Raw genomic sequence first — 20,392 nt, forward strand, 5'->3', positions numbered from 1 at the left:
CTGGCTTTCTGTTTTAACTCTCTTCAAAGAGATGGTGTTGGAAAGCATAAATGGTCGCTTGAGTACGGTCAACCACTTCAAGTTTTGATAAAATATTAGAAACATGTGTTTTCACTGTTTTTAATGTAATAAATAAATGATCTGCAATCGCTTGGTTAGAAAAACCTTTAGTAATCAATTCTAAGACTTCTAACTCGCGGTTGGTTAATTGATCATGTAGCTGCGGCTGAGCTTTTTTAAAATTGCGCGATAACAATTTTTCACTTACTTCTTGTTCAATAACATTCTCACCTTCAAAAGTTGAACGAATCGCATCTGCTATTTCACTGGCAGAAGATGTTTTTAATAAATAACTCTTTGCGCCAGCTTCAATTGCTGGATAAACTTTTTCATCATCTAAGAATGAAGTCACTATTACTATTTTAGCTTCTGGCCATTCAGCCCTGATTCTTCGAGTGGACTCAACCCCATCCATGACATCCATCACCAAGTCCATTAAAATAACATCTGGCCTAAGTTCCAATGCTTTATGATAGCCAATAAGGCCATTTTCAGCTTCTGCAATCACTTCAATATCCGGTTGAATCATTAAATAACTTGCGACACCTAGACGGACCATTTCATGATCATCGATGATTAATACTTTTATCATTTGACACCTTCCTTAACCAGTTGTAACTTCTCTCTTTGAATTGGGGTAGAAATATCAATAATTGTCCCTTGATTTTTAAGACTTACAATTTTTATGGTGCCACCCAAACTATTGATGCGCTCTTTCATATTTGCCAAGCCATAAGTCCCAATATTACCAGTACGTTCAATATCAAAACCTACGCCATCGTCAATAATTTTCAAAGAAACCGTATCATGATCTTGTTGTAAGTAGACTTCCAATTTAGATGCTCTAGCATGCCTTAAGGTATTCGAGACAGCTTCTTGAACAATTCTAAACAAATGATCTTCGATTCCACTTTCCATTTGTGTATCTTCTAATTGATAAATAAGTTCAATTGGTATTTTATTCTTTAACTCATTAAGAAGTTGGGTAATACCTTCTTTTAACGACTTGTCATTTAATTCGACAGGTCGAAGATGTAATAATAAGGCACGCATTTCTGTTTGTGCATTACTAATAATCTCTTCAACTTTAATTAACTGTTTGCGACGATTCGTCATTTCTTCATTTTTTTCAACTTCATTAATTGCCGATAACATCATCATGGCAGCAAATAGCTGTTGACTAACAGAATCATGAAGCTCTCTAGCGATTCGTTGTCGTTCATGCTCTATGATTTCTTCACGGGTTTCAGAACCCACAAAAAGTGGGGCTGCTGAAAATTCTTGTAAATCATTTGTTAAATGCAGTAAGCGTACTCTAAGACGATTGATGTTTTCTATAATGATATTATTTTCATCAAACCAAGAATCTGAATCAACTTCCTCTTCAAAGATTGAATGTTGATATTTATCCATGACTAACCAATTTAAGCGGTTCTTTACTTCTTCAAATGGTTCATTCAAAGACGTAGCAATGTATGCCGAATATAGAAGTGTTGCAGCTAAAACTACGGCAATAATAATGACATATAAAGGGATATTAATCCAAGACACTTTGAGAAAATCACTAATAGTAAATAATTTTGCTCCAAAGATTAAAACAATGAAAATCAAGAAAATTAAAGCAGATACTAGCATCAATATGTGAAGAAAGATGCGCATCCATAGACGCATATTCATAGTATAATCACCTCTACATCACCAAAAACAGATGATACAATTATATTTAACTGACGAACCGATTCATCATAATTGGGACTCATCCATTGGAAATTCTCACCGACTAGTGAATAAGATTGGGATTCAAATATCACATTCCCGCGGATACAACTGACATTTATTTTAATGCCAACATCTCTGGGAATGATTAAGCGTGCTTTGCCATACACTTTGCGGATGACAATCGTACTTTCCTGTTTAGGTAAAATGGTATTCCCCATATCAATGATAGAATTACCACCGAAATACACAATGTTGATGTCATCCCAAGGATAGACTTCTTTAGGTTGACTCACTAAATCAACGATGGATTGTTTTTTAATAAGTGTTCGTTGTCCACTTTGTGGACGAACTAATTGAATGCCGAGATATTGGTCTTTGCTTTTAAATTGATGCAACATCGCTTCACTTAAATGAAAAAACTCATTCCCCTGCTCACCTTGAAAGAGCAAAACAAACAACAGCAATGCAATAATAAATACCCATATCGATTGTGTTAACAAGATTGATAAAATGAGAAAGAAAATTCCTAAAATAAAGAAAAAACGCTTATATGGCTCCGTTTTACTATACTTATATAAAATAAGAAATAACAAGCCTATCCCTAATACAATCATATGGCCAACGGATGAAAAAATTTCAAAAGCAACAAAAAAAATAGCTAAGATTAAGATAATAAATATATTATTTTTTAAAAAATTTGTCACAAGCATCACCCTCAATATATAAAATCATTCATTATAAGCATGACAGAACTAACTTTTAACTTCATCAGCCTATAGGATGACTCAATTCTAGTATAACAAAAAAACGTGTGGATAATCATTAACTTCTCATTATTTTACTAATAAGATAAGAATGACTATTCACACGTTGTAAACTAATTAGTCTTTTTTTGAAACTGATGTGATTTTCACATCAAAACTACCACCAGGTGTTTCGATTGAAACAACATCATTGATTTTTTTCCCAAGAATAGCTTTTGCTATTGGAGAATCATTGGAAATTTTTGATGCTAATGGATCTGCTTCAGCACTACCAACGATAGTATAAGTTTCCTCTTCTCCATCAGGTAATTCAACGAAAGTAACTTTACGACCTAAAGTCACTTCATCATCGGCTACATGTTTATCATCAATAATTTCTGCATAACGAATCATCATCTCTAAAGTTGAAATACGACCTTCAACGAAAGCTTGTTCGTCTTTTGCCGACTCATACTCAGAGTTTTCAGATAAGTCACCAAAACTACGGGCAACTTTAATCCGTTCAACAATTTCTTTACGCTTATTTACTTTTAAATCTTCTAGTTCAGCTTCAAGTTTTGCTTTACCTTCAACTGTCATAGGATATACTTTTTCTTCCATGTTAAACCTCCTTACTTTTTAAAGTATAAAAAGGATGCTCGGATTATTGCGTGGAATAATACTGCATCATCTATACAAGTTTGTACTTTTTAATCCATTCACTCGTTAACTATCGATCTAATTTTAGTTGCTAATAAATCAATCGCAACTTGATTATATCCGCCTTCGGGAACTATAATATCTGCATATCTTTTTGTTGGTTCAATAAATTGATGAAACATAGGTTTAACAACATCAACATATTGTTGGATAACAGATTCAACTGAACGACCACGATCGCGAACATCTCGTAAAATACGTCGAGCCAAACGAATATCATCATCTGTTTCAACATATACTTTAATATCTAACATATTACGGATGCGCTCATCATCCAATATTAAAATTCCCTCAACGATAATCACATCTCGTGGATCTTTTTTTCGTGTTTGTGAGCTTCTTGTATACTGCTCAAAGTCATACACAGGTTCCTCGATTGATTGACCGTTTACAAGTAAATTTAGATGTTCATAAAATAAATCATTATCAAAAGCAAAAGGATGGTCATAGTTGGTAGCCAATCGTTCCTCAAAATCTAAATGAGATTGATCCTTATAATAAGAATCTTGTTGTAATAAAACAATTGAGTAAGTCGAAATACTTTGTAAAATGCGTTTACTAACACTGGATTTACCACTACCCGAACCTCCAGTTACACCAATAACAATTGGTCTATTAACCATTGAAAAGCCCCCTCTGCATCGTATTTTTGCATAGCGAAAGGTTGGCTCACTAGACTCGCTAGCGGCGCCAACCCAAAAAATTATCTTAATCTGATAAAGAATCATTTTAAAAACATTGATACTATTAAACCATTAAACTCCATTTTCGTCAATGGTTTCTTCTTCATTTGGCTCATTTTCATTATTTTCATTAATAGAAGCATTTTCATCATCATTTGTTGCTTCCTCAATACTCGACTGTCTTTGATTAACATAAATTTCAACAAGTTCCATATGCTCTTCATATGTGCTCGTAAAGAAAACTTCACCTGTATCAATATCCGCCACAAAATAATAGTAATCATTATAAGCAGGATAAATAGCTGCCATTATAGAAGACAAACTTGGACTATTATATGGTCCTGGACCTAAACCTGAATACATATATAAGTTATAAGGCGAATCTACTTCTAAGTCTGAATAAGTGACAAATTCACGATGTTCTCCTAAAGCGTAAGAGACAGTAATATCGGATTCTAAATTCATACCCGCATTAATACGATTTAAAAAGACGCCTGCAATTAAATCACGATCTTCTTGAGTCACCGCTTCTTTTTCGACAATCGAAGCTAAAGTTAAGACTTGATGGAAGGTCATCCATGTTTGATCAATATCTTCACGTATGCCTTGGTATTCAATGTTCATCTTTGATACCATTTGGAAAATCATTTCTTCAGCTGACATACCTGCGATATAATCATAGGTTGCAGGAAATAAATATCCTTCTAATGGATATTTTAAGTTTTCAATTTCAGCAATACCTGCTAATAATGACGGGAATTGCTCAGTTAAATCTGCAATAAAATCCTCATCATTTGCAACTGCCATAAACTCTTCTGCCGTAATCGGTGTTTGTTCTTCCATTATTGCTGCGATTTCTTCTAACTGCATCCCTTCAATAACCGTTATATTCGTATCAATATCTTCGAATATCGGTTTACCACCTTCATTCAGTACGGAAACTAACTGTTCAAAATCCATCGTTTGGTTGAATGAATAGTGACCTGCTTGTAAATCACTCATATCTTGTGAACGCATATAAATACTGAATATATCTGCATTACGAATTAAATCATTTTCTTCTAGTAAATTCGCTACATCTTTTGATGTGCTACCTATCGGAACAGTAATTTCAACTAAATTATTATTATCTGGATTCATAGGACTTAAAGCCGTTGATATAAATAAATATCCCCCGACCACTACAATGATTAAAAGAACAAAAAAAGTAAGCAAGATTATCCGAACGATGCGATTTGTCCACAATCTTTCTTTTACAAACTGATTTTCATTTTCTTTAGCTCTTTGTCTAATTTCTCTCCAATTAAATTTTGCCATATATACTCCTAAAAAGTGATGATTGTTTTATTGCTGATTATAACAAATAAATTTAGAACAAACTATTAAATCAAGCTTACAATTCACTAACGTTATATTTATTTATAGAAAAATAAATAAAATTAAAGCTCAAAAATCCGAATGATTTTGATAGTTAAACGGGATATAACCTGAATGACAGGCAACTTCCATTCTTAATACTATCATAAAACATTCGGATTATTACATTATAAAATTAAATTAGTTATTTATTTATAAATAAGAGAAATGTATTAGGCTAAATCATCATCTTCAAGAAACGTATTCAGAACTTCTTCAATCATATCCCATTCTTCATTGGTTTCAATTGGTTGTAATGCCCCAGACTGCCCATCTTCTGTTTCAATATAAGAATAAGCTTGAAGTTCAACATCTTCATCTTCAATTGTACCAGCTGGGAAGACCAAAACATAATTTTTTTTGTATTCTTCTGACTCGAAAGTAAATAAAATTTCATATAAAGATTCATTACCTTCTTCATCTAAAATCGTAATATACTCATGGTCGTGATCATGATCGTGGTCATGATCGTGATGATGATCATGGTTGTGGTTGTTTTCGTTTTTATTCATTAAAATCACCTTTCATTTGTTGGAATAATCTAAATAGTTTTGTAAAATAATGACTGCTGCAAGTTTATCGATAACTTTTTTTCTCTTCTTACGCGAGACATTTCCTTCCGAAATTAGCATGCGTTCAGCTTGCGTCGTTGTTAAGCGTTCATCTTGGTAAACAATGTTTAATTCAGGCCGAAGTTCTTTCAAAGCATCACCATAATTAAGCGAGGCTTGAGCACGTGGTCCTAGGGTGTTATTCATGTTTTTAGGTAAACCAATCACAATCGTCTTCACTTGATTTTCATCAATGACCTTCAGTAACGCTTGATAGCCAAACTCATTTTTTTCTTCATCAATCCGAAGTGTTTCCAAACCTTGTGCAGTCCATCCCATCAAATCGCTAATGGCAATTCCAACTGTTTTAGTTCCTACATCTAACCCCAACACTCTTTGGTACTTACTCATTCACTTTCCTTATCCGTTAAATAATATTCAACTAACTTTTCAACAATTTCATCACGTTCATGGTGACGAATCAAATTACGCGCATCTTTATGACGTGGAATATATGCAGGGTCTCCCGATAATAAATAACCAACTATTTGATTAATAGGATCATAGCCTTTTTCCTCTAGCGCAGAATAGACTATCTCCAAAGTTTCTCGAATTGAACGTTTATTTAAATCATCTAGCTTAAACAGAATTGTTTCATCTAATGATAGCAAAGTAATCACCATTCCTTTCTATTGACTATATTTTACCCTAGAAAATAAATAAATGAAATGAATTTGCAGAATATCAAGAAAAAATTATGCTTCTGGATTTAATAATGCTTGCAAGGTCTCAGGAACAGCCTCAATCATTTGTGGTATGTTTTGAACTTCTTTCCCACCAGCTTGAGCCATTTGTGGACGACCACCTCCGCCACCACCAACAATCTTAGCTAAAGGTTTGATGACAACTCCAGCTTTTAGACCAGAAGCAATCGCAGTATCATCTGCCAACACCATCAAATTAACTTTATCTTCTACTGCTGAAACTAAGACTAAAAGATTTGAGCTCTCTTTTTGGCGCCAAGTATCTCCTAGCTGGCGTAAAGAATCCATATCTTGCTTTTCAAGATTTACAACAACGAAACTTAAGTCATTGATTGTCTGCGTATTGTTTAATAAATCAGCTGCTTGACTTTGGATCAATTTGCTATTTAGAGATTCAATTTTTGCATGCGATTCTTTTACATCTTCTTGAAGTGCTTGTACCCTGTTCATCAGCTGGCTGATTTGACTCACTTTTAGTTCTTCTTGAATCGATTTAAGTAATTGTTCATTCTTTTGATATTCCATAATCGCTGCTTGGCCCGTTAAGGCTTCAATACGACGCATACCAGCACCGATACCTGATTCACTAATTAACTTAAAAGTTCCAATTTCATTTGTATTATTGACATGAGTTCCCCCACATAATTCAATGGACTCATTACCAATATTAACAACGCGAACAACATCACCATATTTCTCACCAAATAAAGCCATGGCCCCCATTGCATTGGCATCCTCAATTGGCATCTCTTGGATATCAACATCTACAGCATTTTCTATCATATAATTTACTTTATTGGCTATTTGCTTTAATTCGTCTTCTGTGACTTTACCAAAATGTGAAAAGTCAAAACGTAAGCGGTCTGGACCAACATATGAACCTGCTTGGTTAGCATGCTCCCCTAATACTTCTTTTAATGATTGGTGAAGTAAGTGTGTTGCTGTATGATTTTGGTTGATATGCAGCCTGTTAGAACGATCTACGACTAAAGTATATGACTGTTCTACATTTAATGGCATATCAAAGGTGCGTAAACGATGCATATATTGTCCATTTGGAGCTTTTTGTACATCAACCACTTCAGCAAGCAATTGATCACCGTCATAAACGCCACCTGTATCGGCAACTTGACCACCCATTTCTGCATAGAAAGGACTGCGATTGAAAATAACCCAAGCTTGGCCATTAGTCGGTAATTGGTCTACACGTTGATCATCCATAACAATGGCTTTAATTGTAGCATTTGTTTGTAAAGTCGTATAGCCAACAAATTCAAAACTAGTGGTAATATCTTTAAAAACATCACTTTGAACTTGCATACTTTCTTCTTTTGAGCGCGCAGCTCTTGCACGTTCTCTTTGTAATTGCATTTGTGCATCAAAACCATCTTGGTCTACCCTTAAATTATTTTCTTGAGCAATTTCTTCTGTTAATTCTAATGGAAAACCATAAGTATCGTACAATTGAAATGCTTGTTCACCTGGAATGACAGTTTGATTATCTGCTTCTAATTGGTTAATTATTGCCTGTAAGTGAGACTCTCCACCTTCAATGGTTTCATGGAATCGCTCTTCTTCGTTTAAAATAATTTGTTGGACGAATTCATAATTGGTTCGTAAGGTTTCATAATGATCACCCATGACTTCTGCAATAATTGGAACTAATTGGCTTAAGAAGGCCTCTTTGATACCTAAACGACGACCGTGCATAACACTACGTCTAATCAATCGACGAATAATATATCCGCGTCCTTCGTTTGACGGCAGAGCACCATCACTAATCGCAAAGGTTACAGCACGAATGTGGTCAGCAATAACTTTAAAACTTACTTTTGCACTTGGATTATCTTCATAAACAATACCATCTGTTAGTGATTCAATTTCTTTAATGATTGGCATAAATAAATCTGTTTCAAAGTTAGTCGGTGTATCTTGAATAATCGATACAATACGCTCTAAGCCCATCCCAGTATCGACATTTTTTGTAGGAAGTGGTACATAGGTATCATCTGGTAAATGGTTAAATTCTGAAAACACTAAATTCCAAATTTCTAACCATCTTTCATTTTCCCCACTTGGATAGCTTTCTGGATGGTCTTCAGGCAAATCATTATGTTCTTGGCCACGATCATAGAAAATTTCCGTATTAGGACCACATGGACCTGCACCAATATCCCAAAAATTATCTTCAGTTGGAATCAAATGCTCTGGATTAAAACCTTCAACTTCAGTCCATAATTCCTTTGTTTCTTTGTCCTCAGGATAGTAGGTTACAAACAAACGACTTGGATCTAAGTCTAACCAATCTGGACTGGTTAAAAATTCCCAAGCATAATCGATCGCTTCTTTTTTCAAGTAATCCCCAATTGAAAAGTTTCCTAACATTTCAAATAAGGTATGATGACGAGCTGTTACTCCAACATTTTCAATATCATTGGTCCGAATACTTTTTTGCGAATTAGCAATTCGTTTGTTAGCAGGTATTTCTGTTCCGTCAAAATATTTTTTTAGCGTTGCCACTCCTGAGTTAATCCATAATAGCGTTGGATCATTGATAGGAATCAAAGATTCACTTGGTCGTACTTCATGCCCTTTTTGTTCGAAGAAATCTAAGAACATCCGTCTAATTTGAACACTGGATAATTTTCGCATACATTCACACTCCTAAAAAATAAAAAAAGACCCATTATATGTAAGGGCGACTACCGCGGTACCACCTTACTTATAACGACTCTTGTTCATTACATCTTCAACGATTGATAACGCCAATCATGCGCTAATATTTCTATTAGTTTAACTTGAGGGAGCATTTCAAATCGTTGATTTTTTTCACCTTAATAAAATCTCTCTAAAGGATTTAAAACATAGCCTCGTTATGGCCTAGTATAGCTTTTTAACAAGCATTTGTCAATTTAACATATAAAATAAATAATGAAAATAGCATTCACATTTAGCTTAACTAAAGTATAATATAGAAGAGAGGTATTTATTAGTACAGTTTGTAAATGAAAGGAAAACCCATGAGTGAACGTATTTATATAATTTGTCACCTTAATTCGGGAGCTGGAAAAGGTAAGGATGCCCTAGAAGAGGTATATCGTATTTTAAATAGTTATCAAATAACCTATCTGACATATTACACAGATTATGCGAGTCATGCAAAAGTTATAACACAACAAATCATGAGCAAAGGTTTTAATCCCGAAAATCAACAAATACTTGTGTTAGGTGGTGATGGAACATTACATGAAGTGGTTGGTGCGATGATTCAAATGGGTCTTAACGTTCCTATCGCATATATCGCAACAGGAACAGGTAATGATTTTAACCGCGTTTGGCAGCCCAATAAATCAATTCGTCAAATCATTGAAACCATGCTTTTCTCTCGTCAAGTTAAAACAATTCCTATTTTTACTTTTTATGACAGAACAACAAATATTAACGATATCGTATTGAATAGTCTTGGTTTTGGTTTTGATGCCGAAGTGAATTACTTAACGCAACAAATAGACAAAAAATCTTTTTTAAGAAAATATTTAGATGGACACTTTGCGTATCTCGTTTCAATTTTTAAAAGTTTAAATATACTTCAATCATTTAATCTGACCATTCAAGTTGATGGAGAAACGCATATAATTAACAATGCTTATTTAGCCTGTATCATGAATAATCCTTATTTTGGTGGCGGAATTAAATTAGATAATTTAGCGAGTCATGAAAACAAAGAACTGTCATTGATCATTATTCATGATGTGAATTTTAAAGCGATTATTAGCTTATTATTTAGTATTTTAATTAAGCAAGACCAACATCTTTCACCAAACGTAACGCGTTTTACGGGAGATACAATGGAGTTAAAGTTAAATAAAGCGATTCGAGGGCAGGTAGATGGCGAAGATTTAACACCTATCCAGGCTGATTTATCCATTCGCCTTTCTGAATTTCCCTTTTACTTATAATAAAAAGCATGAGAAACTTTATGGTACAGTAGTTTCTCATGCTTTTTTATTCAAATCGGTTGATGGTCTCTTCTTGCAAATGATAAATCACACCAAAATCATCTCTTAATTGACTTTTATCCGCATTAGCTTCAAACCTTAAAACAGCTGAAGGAAGATCAAATAAAGTAATTTCCCAATAACTTTGATTAAAGCTTATTGTTGGCTGATTGATAACAATATATTGGCCATATATCTGATTTTTAGAGATTTTTTGCGACCAATTATAAATACCTGGCAACTGGAGATCCAAATACATATCCCATGTTAAGTCTGTAAGTCCTATTTCAGCATTTAATTCATTATCCGCATAATTTCTTAATAACGTAGCATAATCTATTTGATACTTTTCATTAAAAATACTTTTTTCTTCCTTGGTCATGGTCGACCAATCCAATTGATTATTTAAATAATTTAAGATGATTGAAAAGCGTTGCGATTGACTACTTGCATAATTGTTATTAAAAGTACCTAGATAAGGTTGACCAAGTACAACAATTCGATTATTTTCTTGTTCAATATCAAAACCTAGAATACTTTGCGAAGTATCTTCAGTTAAATAAGTCCCATCAAAATTAAAATTTTGTGCTTGTACATTTAGATTGGGTATGAATATAAGAAGGAAAGAAAGTTTAAGTATAGCCTGTTTAAATCTCAAGTTCTTCATCCTCCACTTTTTCATAAATAATACCACGGTCATCGATTAACTGACTAGCATCTTCCGTCATCTCAAAACGAAGTAAACGATCATTTCCTAATAATGAAACACGCCATACGGACTGTGAAGCTTCAATCTTTGCATTGACTAACAATACTTCTCCAACACGATTACTGTTAATATCTTGAATCACATGAATCCCAGGGATATACTGATAGACCAATTTCATTACATCCGTTTTATTCATCCATGGTTCTACTTGATCAGCAGCAAGATGTAAAACTTCACTCAAATCAACCTCATCGATACCCCATTTATCTCGGAACTCAGCAATTTCTTCTGAAGTAGTGGATGGATCAAGCAAATAACTGCCTGAATTAATGATTTGATTTAAATAAGCATAACCATTTTCAGCGTATTGTGTATAAATGGTTATTGTTTGATTTTCATGGTTGAAATGATAACCTCTAATGGTATCATTTTGGATTGTTAGATAGGTTCCTTCATACGGAAAATCCCCAAAATTTTCTTGAGCATTCACATCCAATGCAATGAAATTGCTAAATAACATAAAGCCAACTATTATAAACAATTTAATTATTTTTTTCATTACTTTCTCCTCTTTCATGTTGACAATCAAACCACTCTGACCTATACTGACTATACATTAAACCTTCATTCAACTTCTTACTTAGATTATAATGAATAAAGTAACGTTTTAGGGAAATCCTTCCTAAACGACTTGTTTTCACTCATAATCCATCAAAAGCTAGGAGGTTTGTTTATGCTACTTAATTTTTATAACTACTTAACTCCCCTTTATTTGATTTATTCTTTTCTCATGCAGAAACCAAAATTAAATCGGTTTGCTAAATTGTTATTGTTAGTGTCAATCTTTACTATCAGTCAGTTCAGTTTAATTTATCGCGATACTCTGCTCCCTTTATTTTATTTCATCATCTTCTTTGTCATTTTGTATTGGAATAGCAAAGATGTTAGTAAAAGCATCATTTATACTATCTTTCCTTTAATTATTTATTTTGTAGGACCAAGCGTAAATAATTGGTTCTCCTATCCAAATATTGCTATATCAATCATGGTTAACTTAGGATGGATAAGTTTATTTACCTTTCTCTTCAACCAAGCTGTCGAATATATGATGAATAGATGGGAATTCAGCCAAAGTATTGTTTATAATTTACTCTTAATTTGCTTTTTTCTCTTGTATTATCGTCAGATCAATCAGTTGTTTATCTATTTTGGTTTTAATTACGATAGTTGGATATTTTTATTTACTTTAGTTTTTGCCTTAATTGTCTTTTTATTAATGATGATTCTGACTATTTTTGATTCAAGTAACCGCCAAATTCAAATGATTGAGCAAGAAAAAGCAAAAATTGAATTAAATAATCAATTTAGCCAATTAATTAGCCAGCAGTACGATGAAGTGAGAGCGTTTAGACATGACTACCATAACTTATTGTTAGCTTTAAATGGATATATTCAAGATGAAAAATGGGAACAATTGCATATATTTTTTAATAAAGAACTCCATAAATATAATAATATAGAACAAACATCCAACCAACAATTAGAAAAGCTTGTCTATATTCATCATTCTGGAATTCGTCATTTGTTATATGCTAAATTAATCTATGCGCAGAGCTTAGGGATTACTATCCATTTAGAATTACAACAAGTCTTTCAACTTGAACATGCTGAAATAAATTCTTTACCTAGAATATTAGGGATTATTTTAGATAATGCCATTGAAGAAGCTCGTTTAATAAATAAGGGTGAACTTGCTGTAGCTTTCATCGAAAATGAAGATTCACAAACTATCATCGTTAGTAATTCTATGCGCCATGAGTCAATGGATATCCATACGATTAAAACAAAAGGCTATACAAGCAAAGAAAGTAATTCAGGCTTAGGTTTATATAATCTAGATCAGCTAATCCTTCCTTCGAATCTTTTACTAAATACTCAGGCAATAAATTATGTATTCACTCAAGAAATCGTTATTCCTAAGGAGGTCGGATAAAGATGCAGTCTATTTTTATTTGTGAGGATAATTTAAGTCAATTGAATAACTTCCAAACGATTATTAATAATTATGTCATGATGGAAGATTTAGAAATGGAACTTACTTTAGCTACAGATAATCCTATAGATATTCTTGAAAGCTTAAAAGAAAAAGATATTAGCAATGGTATTTATTTTCTAGATATAGATTTAAATCACGAAATGGATGGATTACAGTTAGCACAAGCAATTAGAGAATATGATCAACTTGGATCTATTGTATTTATTACAACTCATGCTGAAATGGCAGCTGTGACCTTTAAATATAAAGTTGAAGCACTTGATTTTATTGTTAAATCATCCGTTGAGCAAATACAAGGACAAATGATTGAAATCTTAAAATTAATAAGAGAACGACAAATTCAAGGCAATAGTCGTCAAAAACAATTTGTCTTTACTTCCGGTAGTAAAACGCGCACCATTAGTATCGATAAAATTCTATTTTTTGAATCCTTGCCACAAGCTCATAAAATTGCAATAAATACCTTTGACAGCCAATATCAAACTTACGATAGCTTGAGTAACATTGAAAAATATGATGATTCATTTGTTCGTTGTCATAAGTCATTTGTTATTAATATTGATAATGTGGAAAGTATCGACACAAAAAACAAGCTTGTCAAAATGATGAATGGCTCTACTTGTCTGTTGGCAAATAGTCGCATCAAAAAAATAAAACAACTATTATTAGAAAAACAGCCAAAGTATGATTAATTCGATCAGTCTTTGGCTGTTATTATTTCATTTGCATTTACTGCTAGAAAATCATAAGGTGTCGTTCCAATCATGCCAATCATTGGATCCACCGTTAAGAAATTATTCATGGTTAGCTGATATTTATTTTGAGGGGGGGTTGTATGTTCAACCTCTTGCTCTTTGCTGGATTCAGTATTTAGATTTTCTAAGCGATTTTTGAATTCAATTTTTAGTAGGTCTGCTAGAAAGGTTTTTCTTGGCTCTTCATTTTTCATGACAGCTTTAACAAATGAATTCGGGTCACCTAATAAGATTAGACTTGATTGTGCCCTTGTTACTGCGGTATATAAGAGATCTTTCCTTAGCATCCGTGAATACTGGTCTACTAAAGGAAGGATAACCAGTGGATATTCGCTACCCTGTGCTTTGTGGATGGATGTGCAGTATGCTAAGGTCAATTGATTAAAGTCATTACGTTTATACGTTAACTCATTCTCATCAAATTCAACAACAATTTCATCAGACTTCGATTCGGTTTGATTTTTATAGTGAATGGCAACAATATTTCCAATATCACCGTTAAATACATTTTCTTCGGCATTATTGACTAATTGTAAAACTTTATCTCCTACCCGAAAAATCGTTTCAAAAAAAACAACTTCATGCTTTTTAGGAGCGGGTGGATTTAGTTGTGCTTGTAAGGATTTATTTAAAGCATTAATCCCAGCGGGTCCTTTATACATTGGAGCCAACACTTGTAAATTACTATCATTGAATCCTTTAGGCAAGGCTTTTGCCACAATTTGATGGATTACGTTCCCTACTTGATTCACATGACATTGAATAAAAGAGCGATCAGATTTTTTTTCTAATAAATCATTAGGTAATGTATTATTTCTAATGGAGTGCGCTAATTTTATAATAGAACTATTGGCTGCTTGCCGATAAATTCGCGTGAGTGAAACGGTGGGAATGACTTGGGATTGAATAAGGTCATTAAAAATTTTCCCTGGACCAACAGATGGTAACTGATCTTGGTCACCTACAAATACAACTTGCATGTGATAGGGAATCCCTTGGAGTAGCCAATTCATCAACCAAGTATCCACCATCGACATTTCATCGACAATTAACAAACTACCTTCTAATTGATTAGAATAAAAATCATTGGTTAAAGTATCACGGGTAAAACCAATTAAGCGATGGATTGTTGAGGCAGTTATCCCTGTTACTTCCTTCATACGCTTAGCTGCACGTCCTGTTGGGGCAGCTAGTAGGACTGGATTTTCATGACCATATCTATCATCTTCGTCTATGGTATAGTCATGCAAAATAGAATGCAGGACAATAATTCCTTGTACTAGAGTCGTCTTTCCTGTACCAGGTCCACCTGTAATAATAGACATCGGTGAGTCAATGGCTGTTTGTAGGGCTTCTTTTTGCCAGTTATCGTACTGAATCCCTGTTACTTCTTCAACTTTAGGTATTGCTTCTATGATTTCTTCTTTTGTAAAGCGTTCGACTTCCTCGTATTGCCAATATTGTGATAATTGCTTGACAATTCCAATCTCAGCAAAATATAAACTTGGAATCATAATGCCTTCTGCTAGACGATAAAGTCGTTTTTCAAGTACCGCTTTATCAACTGATTGTTGTAATAGTTCATTGGAGATGAGAAAGCGTCGACTATTTTCTAGTAATCGTTGAGCTTCTGACAAAGCGATGTCCTCATTAACATAAGTGTCTCCCTCATTCATTGAACGCTGACTGACAACTGTAATTATCCCAGCCATTACGCGTTCAATGGCATCCGCTTCAAATCCAAGTGACTCAGCTAATTGGTCTGCTTTAGTAAAACCAATTCCTTCAATTTTTTCGATTAATTCATAAGGATTTTCTTTAATCGCTTCAATCGCTGTACTTTGATAGATTTGATAAATTTTATCAACCGTTTTAGGTCCAAAACCCCAAGTGTTGAGCTGCATGTAGACACGTTCAGTCCCTTGATGTTCCAAGAGTGCATCTCTTAATCCTTTAGCTGTTCTCTGCGTTAAACCATTGACTTCCTTTAGGGCTTGACTATCTGCCAGAATTTTATCAATGGCATCTGTCCCTAAAGTATCAACAATCCTCGTTGCTAAAACTGTCCCTATTCCTTTAAAACGATGACTCGATAAGTATTCAGTTAAACCTTCTTCAGAAGTTGGCGCCATTTGTTGATAACGCGTGACATTAAATTGTTGCCCGTATTTAGGGTGATTGGTTAGATGTCCGTAAAATTCATAAGTTGTATCCAAATGGAGAGTCGCAAATTGCCCGGTGCAAACAATGTCTGTATCCATTAAGAGACTGGTTTGATCTTCATCAATCACAACGCGAATCACTTTATATAAATTAGACGGATTTTCGAATATGATGGTATCCACCATACCTACAATAATTTCTTCTTCACGATTATTTTCGAACAACTGGCTCACCTCATTTCTATTACTATAGTATAGCATAGTTTGATAGGCCTTATAAAATAAAAAAAAGGTAAAAACAGATTGCTCCATTTTTACCTTTTGATATTTAATATTATTACGCTTCTTGTGCTACTGGGTAAACAGAAACTTGTTTTCTGTTTTTACCTTTACGCTCAAAGCGAACAACACCTTCGATTTTAGCAAATAAAGTATCATCGCCACCGCGACCTACGTTATTTCCTGGGTGAACTTTAGTTCCACGTTGACGGTAAATAATTGATCCACCAGTTACAGTTTGTCCATCAGCTGCTTTAGCACCTAGACGTTTAGCAATGGAATCACGACCGTTTTGAGTGGATCCACCACCTTTTTTAGTTGCAAATAATTGTAAATTTAATTTTAACATATTGGTTACCTCCTTTATTTATTGGAAATATGAATAAATTCAGGATAATTCTCTGCAAGAATTTCTAAGGCGAAATGTAAATGTTCCATAAGCAACTGAACATCATGATGTAGCTTCGGTTCTTTGATCTCCGGTAAAACTATTTTCAAATAGCCCCCTTTAACCTCATCGACATCAACATCTGCTGAAACACCTAAAAGATGCTCTAAAGAATTTTCAACTGATATAACCTGGCTTGAAACAGCAGCACAGACAATATCATAACCTTCATCAGCATATCCAGCATGACCGGTCATCGTCAATTCCTTAATTGCTTGCTTTGAATCCATCTTAAATTGAATATTAATCATCTTATGCGTTAATAGAATCGATTGTTAATTTTGTGTATGGTTGACGGTGACCTTGTTTGCGGTGTGAGTCTTTACGACGTTGGTATTTAAAAGTAACCACTTTTTTCGCACGACCATTTTTTTCTACAGTAGCTTCTACTGTTGCGCCCTCTACAAATGGTGCACCTACTTTAGTTGATTCTCCACCGACTAAAATTACCTCATCAAAAGTAACCTTTTCTCCCTCGGCAACATCTAATTTTTCAACAAAAATAGATTGACCAACTTCAACTTTTACTTGTTTTCCGCCTGTTTTAATAATTGCGTACATCCAAGCACCTCCTTATTTTTATTTACACTCAGACTCGCCATATTAAGTGTTCGTTATTGAAACTTTTAAAACTTAATGATGTGCGGTTGCAGATGGAGTGCTAGCCAAATACAACATTAGTATTGTACCATTCAAGTCATCCATCGTCAACAAAAAAATCCCGTTCTTTAAACGGGATTTTAAGACTAAAAAATTAAATAATTTTCAAAACCTAGTAAGTTTAACAAGCCTCTTGATGGAAAATATAATATAAATGTTAATACGATATTGTATAACATAGTTGGACCCAGATTATTTGCTAAAAAAGGGGTTAATGCCATCGTTGTATAGCCTGTTTCACGATAAAATACAAAAATACTAAAATCAACAAATGCTACCGTTAATAAGAATAATAAAATTTGCACAAGTGATTTTTTAGGGAGATATTTTTTTACTTTAATAACAAACAATGCCACTAGTAAGTATAGCGTCGCATATAAACCTAATATCGTTGTATTATAAGAGTCAGCAATAAGTCCGAAGACAAATGCGCTAAACAAAATACTGCCATCTCTAAAATAAAAAGCAAATAAGACGAGAACATACAAGGTTACATGCGAAATGATTGTTTGTCCACTACCAAGAAATGCTGCTGGAAAGATAGCTGGTAGCGCAGAATCAATAATAATCCCAAAAAATAAGAGTAAGGCCAGATACCATTTAACTCTGCGATCACGGTTAATCTTCAACGATATCACTCTGCCCTTCCTTTTGAATGACCGTTACAAAACGAATATCAGTCATTTCTCCAGCAGGGATGATCCGAACAACCTGGAATAGACCATAATCATCCATTTGGGCACTCGCAACCTCACCAATAAATAGAGTACTTGGTGTAACACCGCCTAAACCAGATGTTATCACCATGTCACCAGCCGAAATTTTAGCTTCTGGATCCACTTGGGTCATAATTAGCTGATTGTTGCGATGATCGTAAGATGAAACAATCCCGTTTGATGATCCAGACTCACTTTGAATACTCGCGGCTACTTTCCCAGCATTAGACTGGTCAGAAGTTAGGAGCAAGACTTTTGAACTTGTCAAATTCACTTCAATAATACGGCCAATTAATCCATTTCCTGCCATGACAGACATGTTTTCGCGAACACCATCATTCGAGCCAACATTAATCGTTAAAGTTTCCATCCATTGATCCGGATTTCTACCAATGACGGTCGCATTAACAACCGTATAATCACTTAAAGTCTCTTCTAAGGCTAATTGCGATCTCATGCTCTCATTTTGAGCTTCTAAGTCAGCCACTCGCACTTGTAAATTATAGACTTGGTCAATTTTTTCTTTTAATTGTTGGTTCTCTTCAAAAGTATTAACTAAATCATCTACTGAGTTAACAAAGCGAACAACCATATTAACTGGCTCAGAAAAAATTCTTCCTGCCCATGCTGCTGTATCATTGACTGCACTAGTCAGAATATTACTAGATCCATTTAACATGGTATAAACGATTAACGATCCAATAACTATACCAGATAATAGGAGACCGATTAATTTCTTATTATTCATCAATTAATTCCTCTTTCTAACTATCGTGCATTGCGTTCAGCAATTTTCGACTCAGAATCCATTTCTTTTAACATTTTTCCTGCTCCAATGGCAACACAATCTAAAGGAAGGTTGGCTAAGTTTACAGGAATACCTATTTCTTCATATAAGCGTTCAGGAAGACGTTTCAAGAGAGCACCTCCACCTGTTAAAACTATCCCATTTTCCATTATATCCGCAGACAATTCTGGGGGTGTCACTTCTAATACTTGTTTGATGGCTAGCACGATATCTAAGATTACTTCATCAACAGCTTGCGCAATTATATTTGCTCTGATTACTTTAGTATCAGGTACACCAGTAGCAATATTACGGCCTTTAGCTCGTATATGCTCTGTTTCATCATGCTTTGTAAACTGAGCATTTCCAATATTAACTTTAATATTTTCAGCTTCTTGGTGCCCAATGGCCAATTGATAATGAGTTCGAACGTAAGCCATAATCATCTCATTCATGGCATTACCTGCTGCTGTGACCGTTGCCCCTTCAACAATTTCTCCATAAGAAATAACAGCAATATCAGTCGTTCCACCACCAATATCTACGACCAAATTACCTTTTGGCTGACTAATAGCTAAGTTCGCTCCTAATGCTGCTGCAAAAGGTTCTTCCACAATCATGGCACGGTAAACACCTAAATCTTTTATCGCATCAATTACAGCTCTACGTTCAACTTTACTGATATTGCTAGGTACACAAATAACCACTTCAGGTCTAGCTAACGAGCGACGTAAAGCCTTTTTAATAAAATGAGCTAACATTTGTTTCGTTAAGGAAAAGTTGGCGATTACCCCATCACGCATAGGTCGAATTGTTTCAAATTTTTCTGACGTTCGACCAACTAAATCATAAGCTTCTTTACCGAATGCAACCACTTCATTGGTTTCTTTATTAATGGCAACAATAGAAGGCTCACGTAGGGCTATACCTTTGCTATCAATATATATAATTGTATTGGCTGTACCTAGATCAATTCCTAGGCGTTGCTTATAAAAAATCCCCACAATTTTGCACCCTTCCATTTTGATTCAATAACTCGTTACATTATAGCAAACAATACAAGTTATTTGCTAGTCGTATTCGCTAGCTTAACAAAATTTGAAAAAATAATTTTGTTTTAAAAGCTAATCTAGTCATTATTGTACACTAGATGAATCAATAATTTA

The 20,392-nt window shown here is 34.2% G+C and carries 22 protein-coding genes and 1 other annotated feature; of the genes, 3 read left to right on the forward strand and 19 right to left on the reverse strand.

Annotated elements, in window-relative coordinates; translation table 11 throughout:
* Nucleotides 1-13 precede the first annotated feature (13 nt).
* The 10 genes from ACTQ54_RS03390 to alaS form a co-directional block, all read right to left on the reverse strand.
* Nucleotides 14-652 (reverse strand): response regulator, encoded by a 639-nt coding sequence (locus ACTQ54_RS03390; protein WP_441754675.1) that lies wholly within the window; start codon nucleotides 650-652, stop codon nucleotides 14-16.
* Nucleotides 649-1,737 (reverse strand): sensor histidine kinase, encoded by a 1,089-nt coding sequence (locus ACTQ54_RS03395; protein WP_441754677.1) that lies wholly within the window; start codon nucleotides 1,735-1,737, stop codon nucleotides 649-651. The genes ACTQ54_RS03390 and ACTQ54_RS03395 overlap by 4 nt, the downstream gene beginning before the upstream one ends.
* On the reverse strand, nucleotides 1,734-2,483 hold the full coding sequence (gene liaF, locus ACTQ54_RS03400; protein WP_441754679.1) for a cell wall-active antibiotics response protein LiaF: 750 nt from the start codon (nucleotides 2,481-2,483) through the stop codon (nucleotides 1,734-1,736). The genes ACTQ54_RS03395 and liaF overlap by 4 nt, the downstream gene beginning before the upstream one ends.
* Before the next feature lie 177 nt (nucleotides 2,484-2,660).
* Nucleotides 2,661-3,143 (reverse strand): transcription elongation factor GreA, encoded by a 483-nt coding sequence (gene greA / locus ACTQ54_RS03405; RefSeq protein ID WP_441754681.1) that lies wholly within the window; start codon nucleotides 3,141-3,143, stop codon nucleotides 2,661-2,663.
* A gap of 98 nt (nucleotides 3,144-3,241) precedes the next feature.
* Nucleotides 3,242-3,865 (reverse strand): uridine kinase, encoded by a 624-nt coding sequence (gene udk / locus ACTQ54_RS03410; RefSeq protein ID WP_441754683.1) that lies wholly within the window; start codon nucleotides 3,863-3,865, stop codon nucleotides 3,242-3,244.
* A 132-nt stretch (nucleotides 3,866-3,997) separates the two neighbouring features.
* Nucleotides 3,998-5,242, reverse strand: a complete 1,245-nt coding sequence (gene mltG / locus ACTQ54_RS03415; protein ID WP_441754685.1) for an endolytic transglycosylase MltG — start codon at nucleotides 5,240-5,242, stop codon at nucleotides 3,998-4,000.
* A 272-nt stretch (nucleotides 5,243-5,514) separates the two neighbouring features.
* Nucleotides 5,515-5,853, reverse strand: coding sequence for a DUF1292 domain-containing protein (locus tag ACTQ54_RS03420; protein ID WP_441754687.1), 339 nt, complete (start codon nucleotides 5,851-5,853; stop codon nucleotides 5,515-5,517).
* A gap of 12 nt (nucleotides 5,854-5,865) precedes the next feature.
* The gene (ruvX, locus tag ACTQ54_RS03425; protein WP_441754689.1) at nucleotides 5,866-6,303 is read right to left on the reverse strand and encodes a Holliday junction resolvase RuvX; all 438 of its coding nucleotides are present in this window, start codon (nucleotides 6,301-6,303) and stop codon (nucleotides 5,866-5,868) included.
* Entirely contained in the window at nucleotides 6,300-6,563 is a 264-nt protein-coding gene (locus ACTQ54_RS03430; protein WP_441754691.1) for an IreB family regulatory phosphoprotein, read from the reverse strand. The genes ruvX and ACTQ54_RS03430 overlap by 4 nt, the downstream gene beginning before the upstream one ends.
* Before the next feature lie 84 nt (nucleotides 6,564-6,647).
* Nucleotides 6,648-9,308, reverse strand: coding sequence for an alanine--tRNA ligase (gene alaS, locus ACTQ54_RS03435; protein ID WP_441754693.1), 2,661 nt, complete (start codon nucleotides 9,306-9,308; stop codon nucleotides 6,648-6,650).
* Between the two features lie 368 nt (nucleotides 9,309-9,676).
* Here alaS and ACTQ54_RS03440 point away from each other — a divergent pair, with 368 nt between their 5' ends.
* On the forward strand, nucleotides 9,677-10,615 hold the full coding sequence (locus ACTQ54_RS03440) for a diacylglycerol/lipid kinase family protein (protein ID WP_441754695.1): 939 nt from the start codon (nucleotides 9,677-9,679) through the stop codon (nucleotides 10,613-10,615).
* 46 nt (nucleotides 10,616-10,661) lie between these two features.
* Here ACTQ54_RS03440 and ACTQ54_RS03445 read toward each other — a convergent pair whose 3' ends face one another.
* Both ACTQ54_RS03445 and ACTQ54_RS03450 read right to left on the reverse strand, forming a co-directional pair.
* On the reverse strand, nucleotides 10,662-11,312 hold the full coding sequence (locus ACTQ54_RS03445) for a hypothetical protein (RefSeq protein WP_441754696.1): 651 nt from the start codon (nucleotides 11,310-11,312) through the stop codon (nucleotides 10,662-10,664).
* Entirely contained in the window at nucleotides 11,302-11,922 is a 621-nt protein-coding gene (locus tag ACTQ54_RS03450; RefSeq protein ID WP_441754698.1) for a hypothetical protein, read from the reverse strand. The genes ACTQ54_RS03445 and ACTQ54_RS03450 overlap by 11 nt, the downstream gene beginning before the upstream one ends.
* A 174-nt stretch (nucleotides 11,923-12,096) precedes the next feature.
* Between ACTQ54_RS03450 and ACTQ54_RS03455 the strand changes: the two genes are divergently transcribed.
* A complete protein-coding gene (locus ACTQ54_RS03455) occupies nucleotides 12,097-13,356 on the forward strand; it encodes a GHKL domain-containing protein (protein ID WP_441754700.1) in 1,260 nt (419 codons plus the stop codon).
* Between the two features lie 2 nt (nucleotides 13,357-13,358).
* A complete protein-coding gene (locus ACTQ54_RS03460; RefSeq protein WP_441754702.1) occupies nucleotides 13,359-14,111 on the forward strand; it encodes a LytR/AlgR family response regulator transcription factor in 753 nt (250 codons plus the stop codon).
* A gap of 5 nt (nucleotides 14,112-14,116) precedes the next feature.
* Here the strand turns inward: ACTQ54_RS03460 and recD2 are convergent, their stop codons facing one another.
* From recD2 to ACTQ54_RS03495, 7 genes are all read right to left on the reverse strand, one after another.
* Nucleotides 14,117-16,561: an SF1B family DNA helicase RecD2 gene (gene recD2, locus ACTQ54_RS03465; RefSeq protein WP_441754704.1), complete on the reverse strand. Its 2,445-nt coding sequence runs from the start codon at nucleotides 16,559-16,561 to the stop codon at nucleotides 14,117-14,119.
* 112 nt (nucleotides 16,562-16,673) lie between these two features.
* Nucleotides 16,674-16,964 carry a 50S ribosomal protein L27 gene (gene rpmA, locus ACTQ54_RS03470; protein ID WP_441754706.1) on the reverse strand — a complete coding sequence of 97 codons (291 nt, stop codon included), beginning with the start codon at nucleotides 16,962-16,964 and terminating at the stop codon, nucleotides 16,674-16,676.
* 14 nt (nucleotides 16,965-16,978) lie between these two features.
* Nucleotides 16,979-17,314 (reverse strand): ribosomal-processing cysteine protease Prp, encoded by a 336-nt coding sequence (locus tag ACTQ54_RS03475; protein ID WP_441754708.1) that lies wholly within the window; start codon nucleotides 17,312-17,314, stop codon nucleotides 16,979-16,981.
* Between the two features lies 1 nt (nucleotide 17,315).
* Nucleotides 17,316-17,624, reverse strand: a complete 309-nt coding sequence (gene rplU / locus ACTQ54_RS03480) for a 50S ribosomal protein L21 (RefSeq protein ID WP_441754710.1) — start codon at nucleotides 17,622-17,624, stop codon at nucleotides 17,316-17,318.
* Between the two features lie 20 nt (nucleotides 17,625-17,644).
* Nucleotides 17,645-17,722 (reverse strand) — a sequence feature (ribosomal protein L21 leader region).
* Nucleotides 17,723-17,809: 87 nt separating this feature from the next.
* Nucleotides 17,810-18,361: a rod shape-determining protein MreD gene (gene mreD, locus ACTQ54_RS03485; RefSeq protein ID WP_441754712.1), complete on the reverse strand. Its 552-nt coding sequence runs from the start codon at nucleotides 18,359-18,361 to the stop codon at nucleotides 17,810-17,812.
* The gene (gene mreC / locus ACTQ54_RS03490; RefSeq protein ID WP_441754714.1) at nucleotides 18,342-19,187 is read right to left on the reverse strand and encodes a rod shape-determining protein MreC; all 846 of its coding nucleotides are present in this window, start codon (nucleotides 19,185-19,187) and stop codon (nucleotides 18,342-18,344) included. The genes mreD and mreC overlap by 20 nt, the downstream gene beginning before the upstream one ends.
* Before the next feature lie 20 nt (nucleotides 19,188-19,207).
* Entirely contained in the window at nucleotides 19,208-20,248 is a 1,041-nt protein-coding gene (locus ACTQ54_RS03495; protein ID WP_441754716.1) for a rod shape-determining protein, read from the reverse strand.
* Nucleotides 20,249-20,392 lie beyond the last annotated feature (144 nt).

The sequence above is a fragment of the Fundicoccus sp. Sow4_H7 genome, from assembly GCF_052115865.1.
In the GTDB taxonomy this organism is placed as follows: domain Bacteria; phylum Bacillota; class Bacilli; order Lactobacillales; family Aerococcaceae; genus Fundicoccus_A.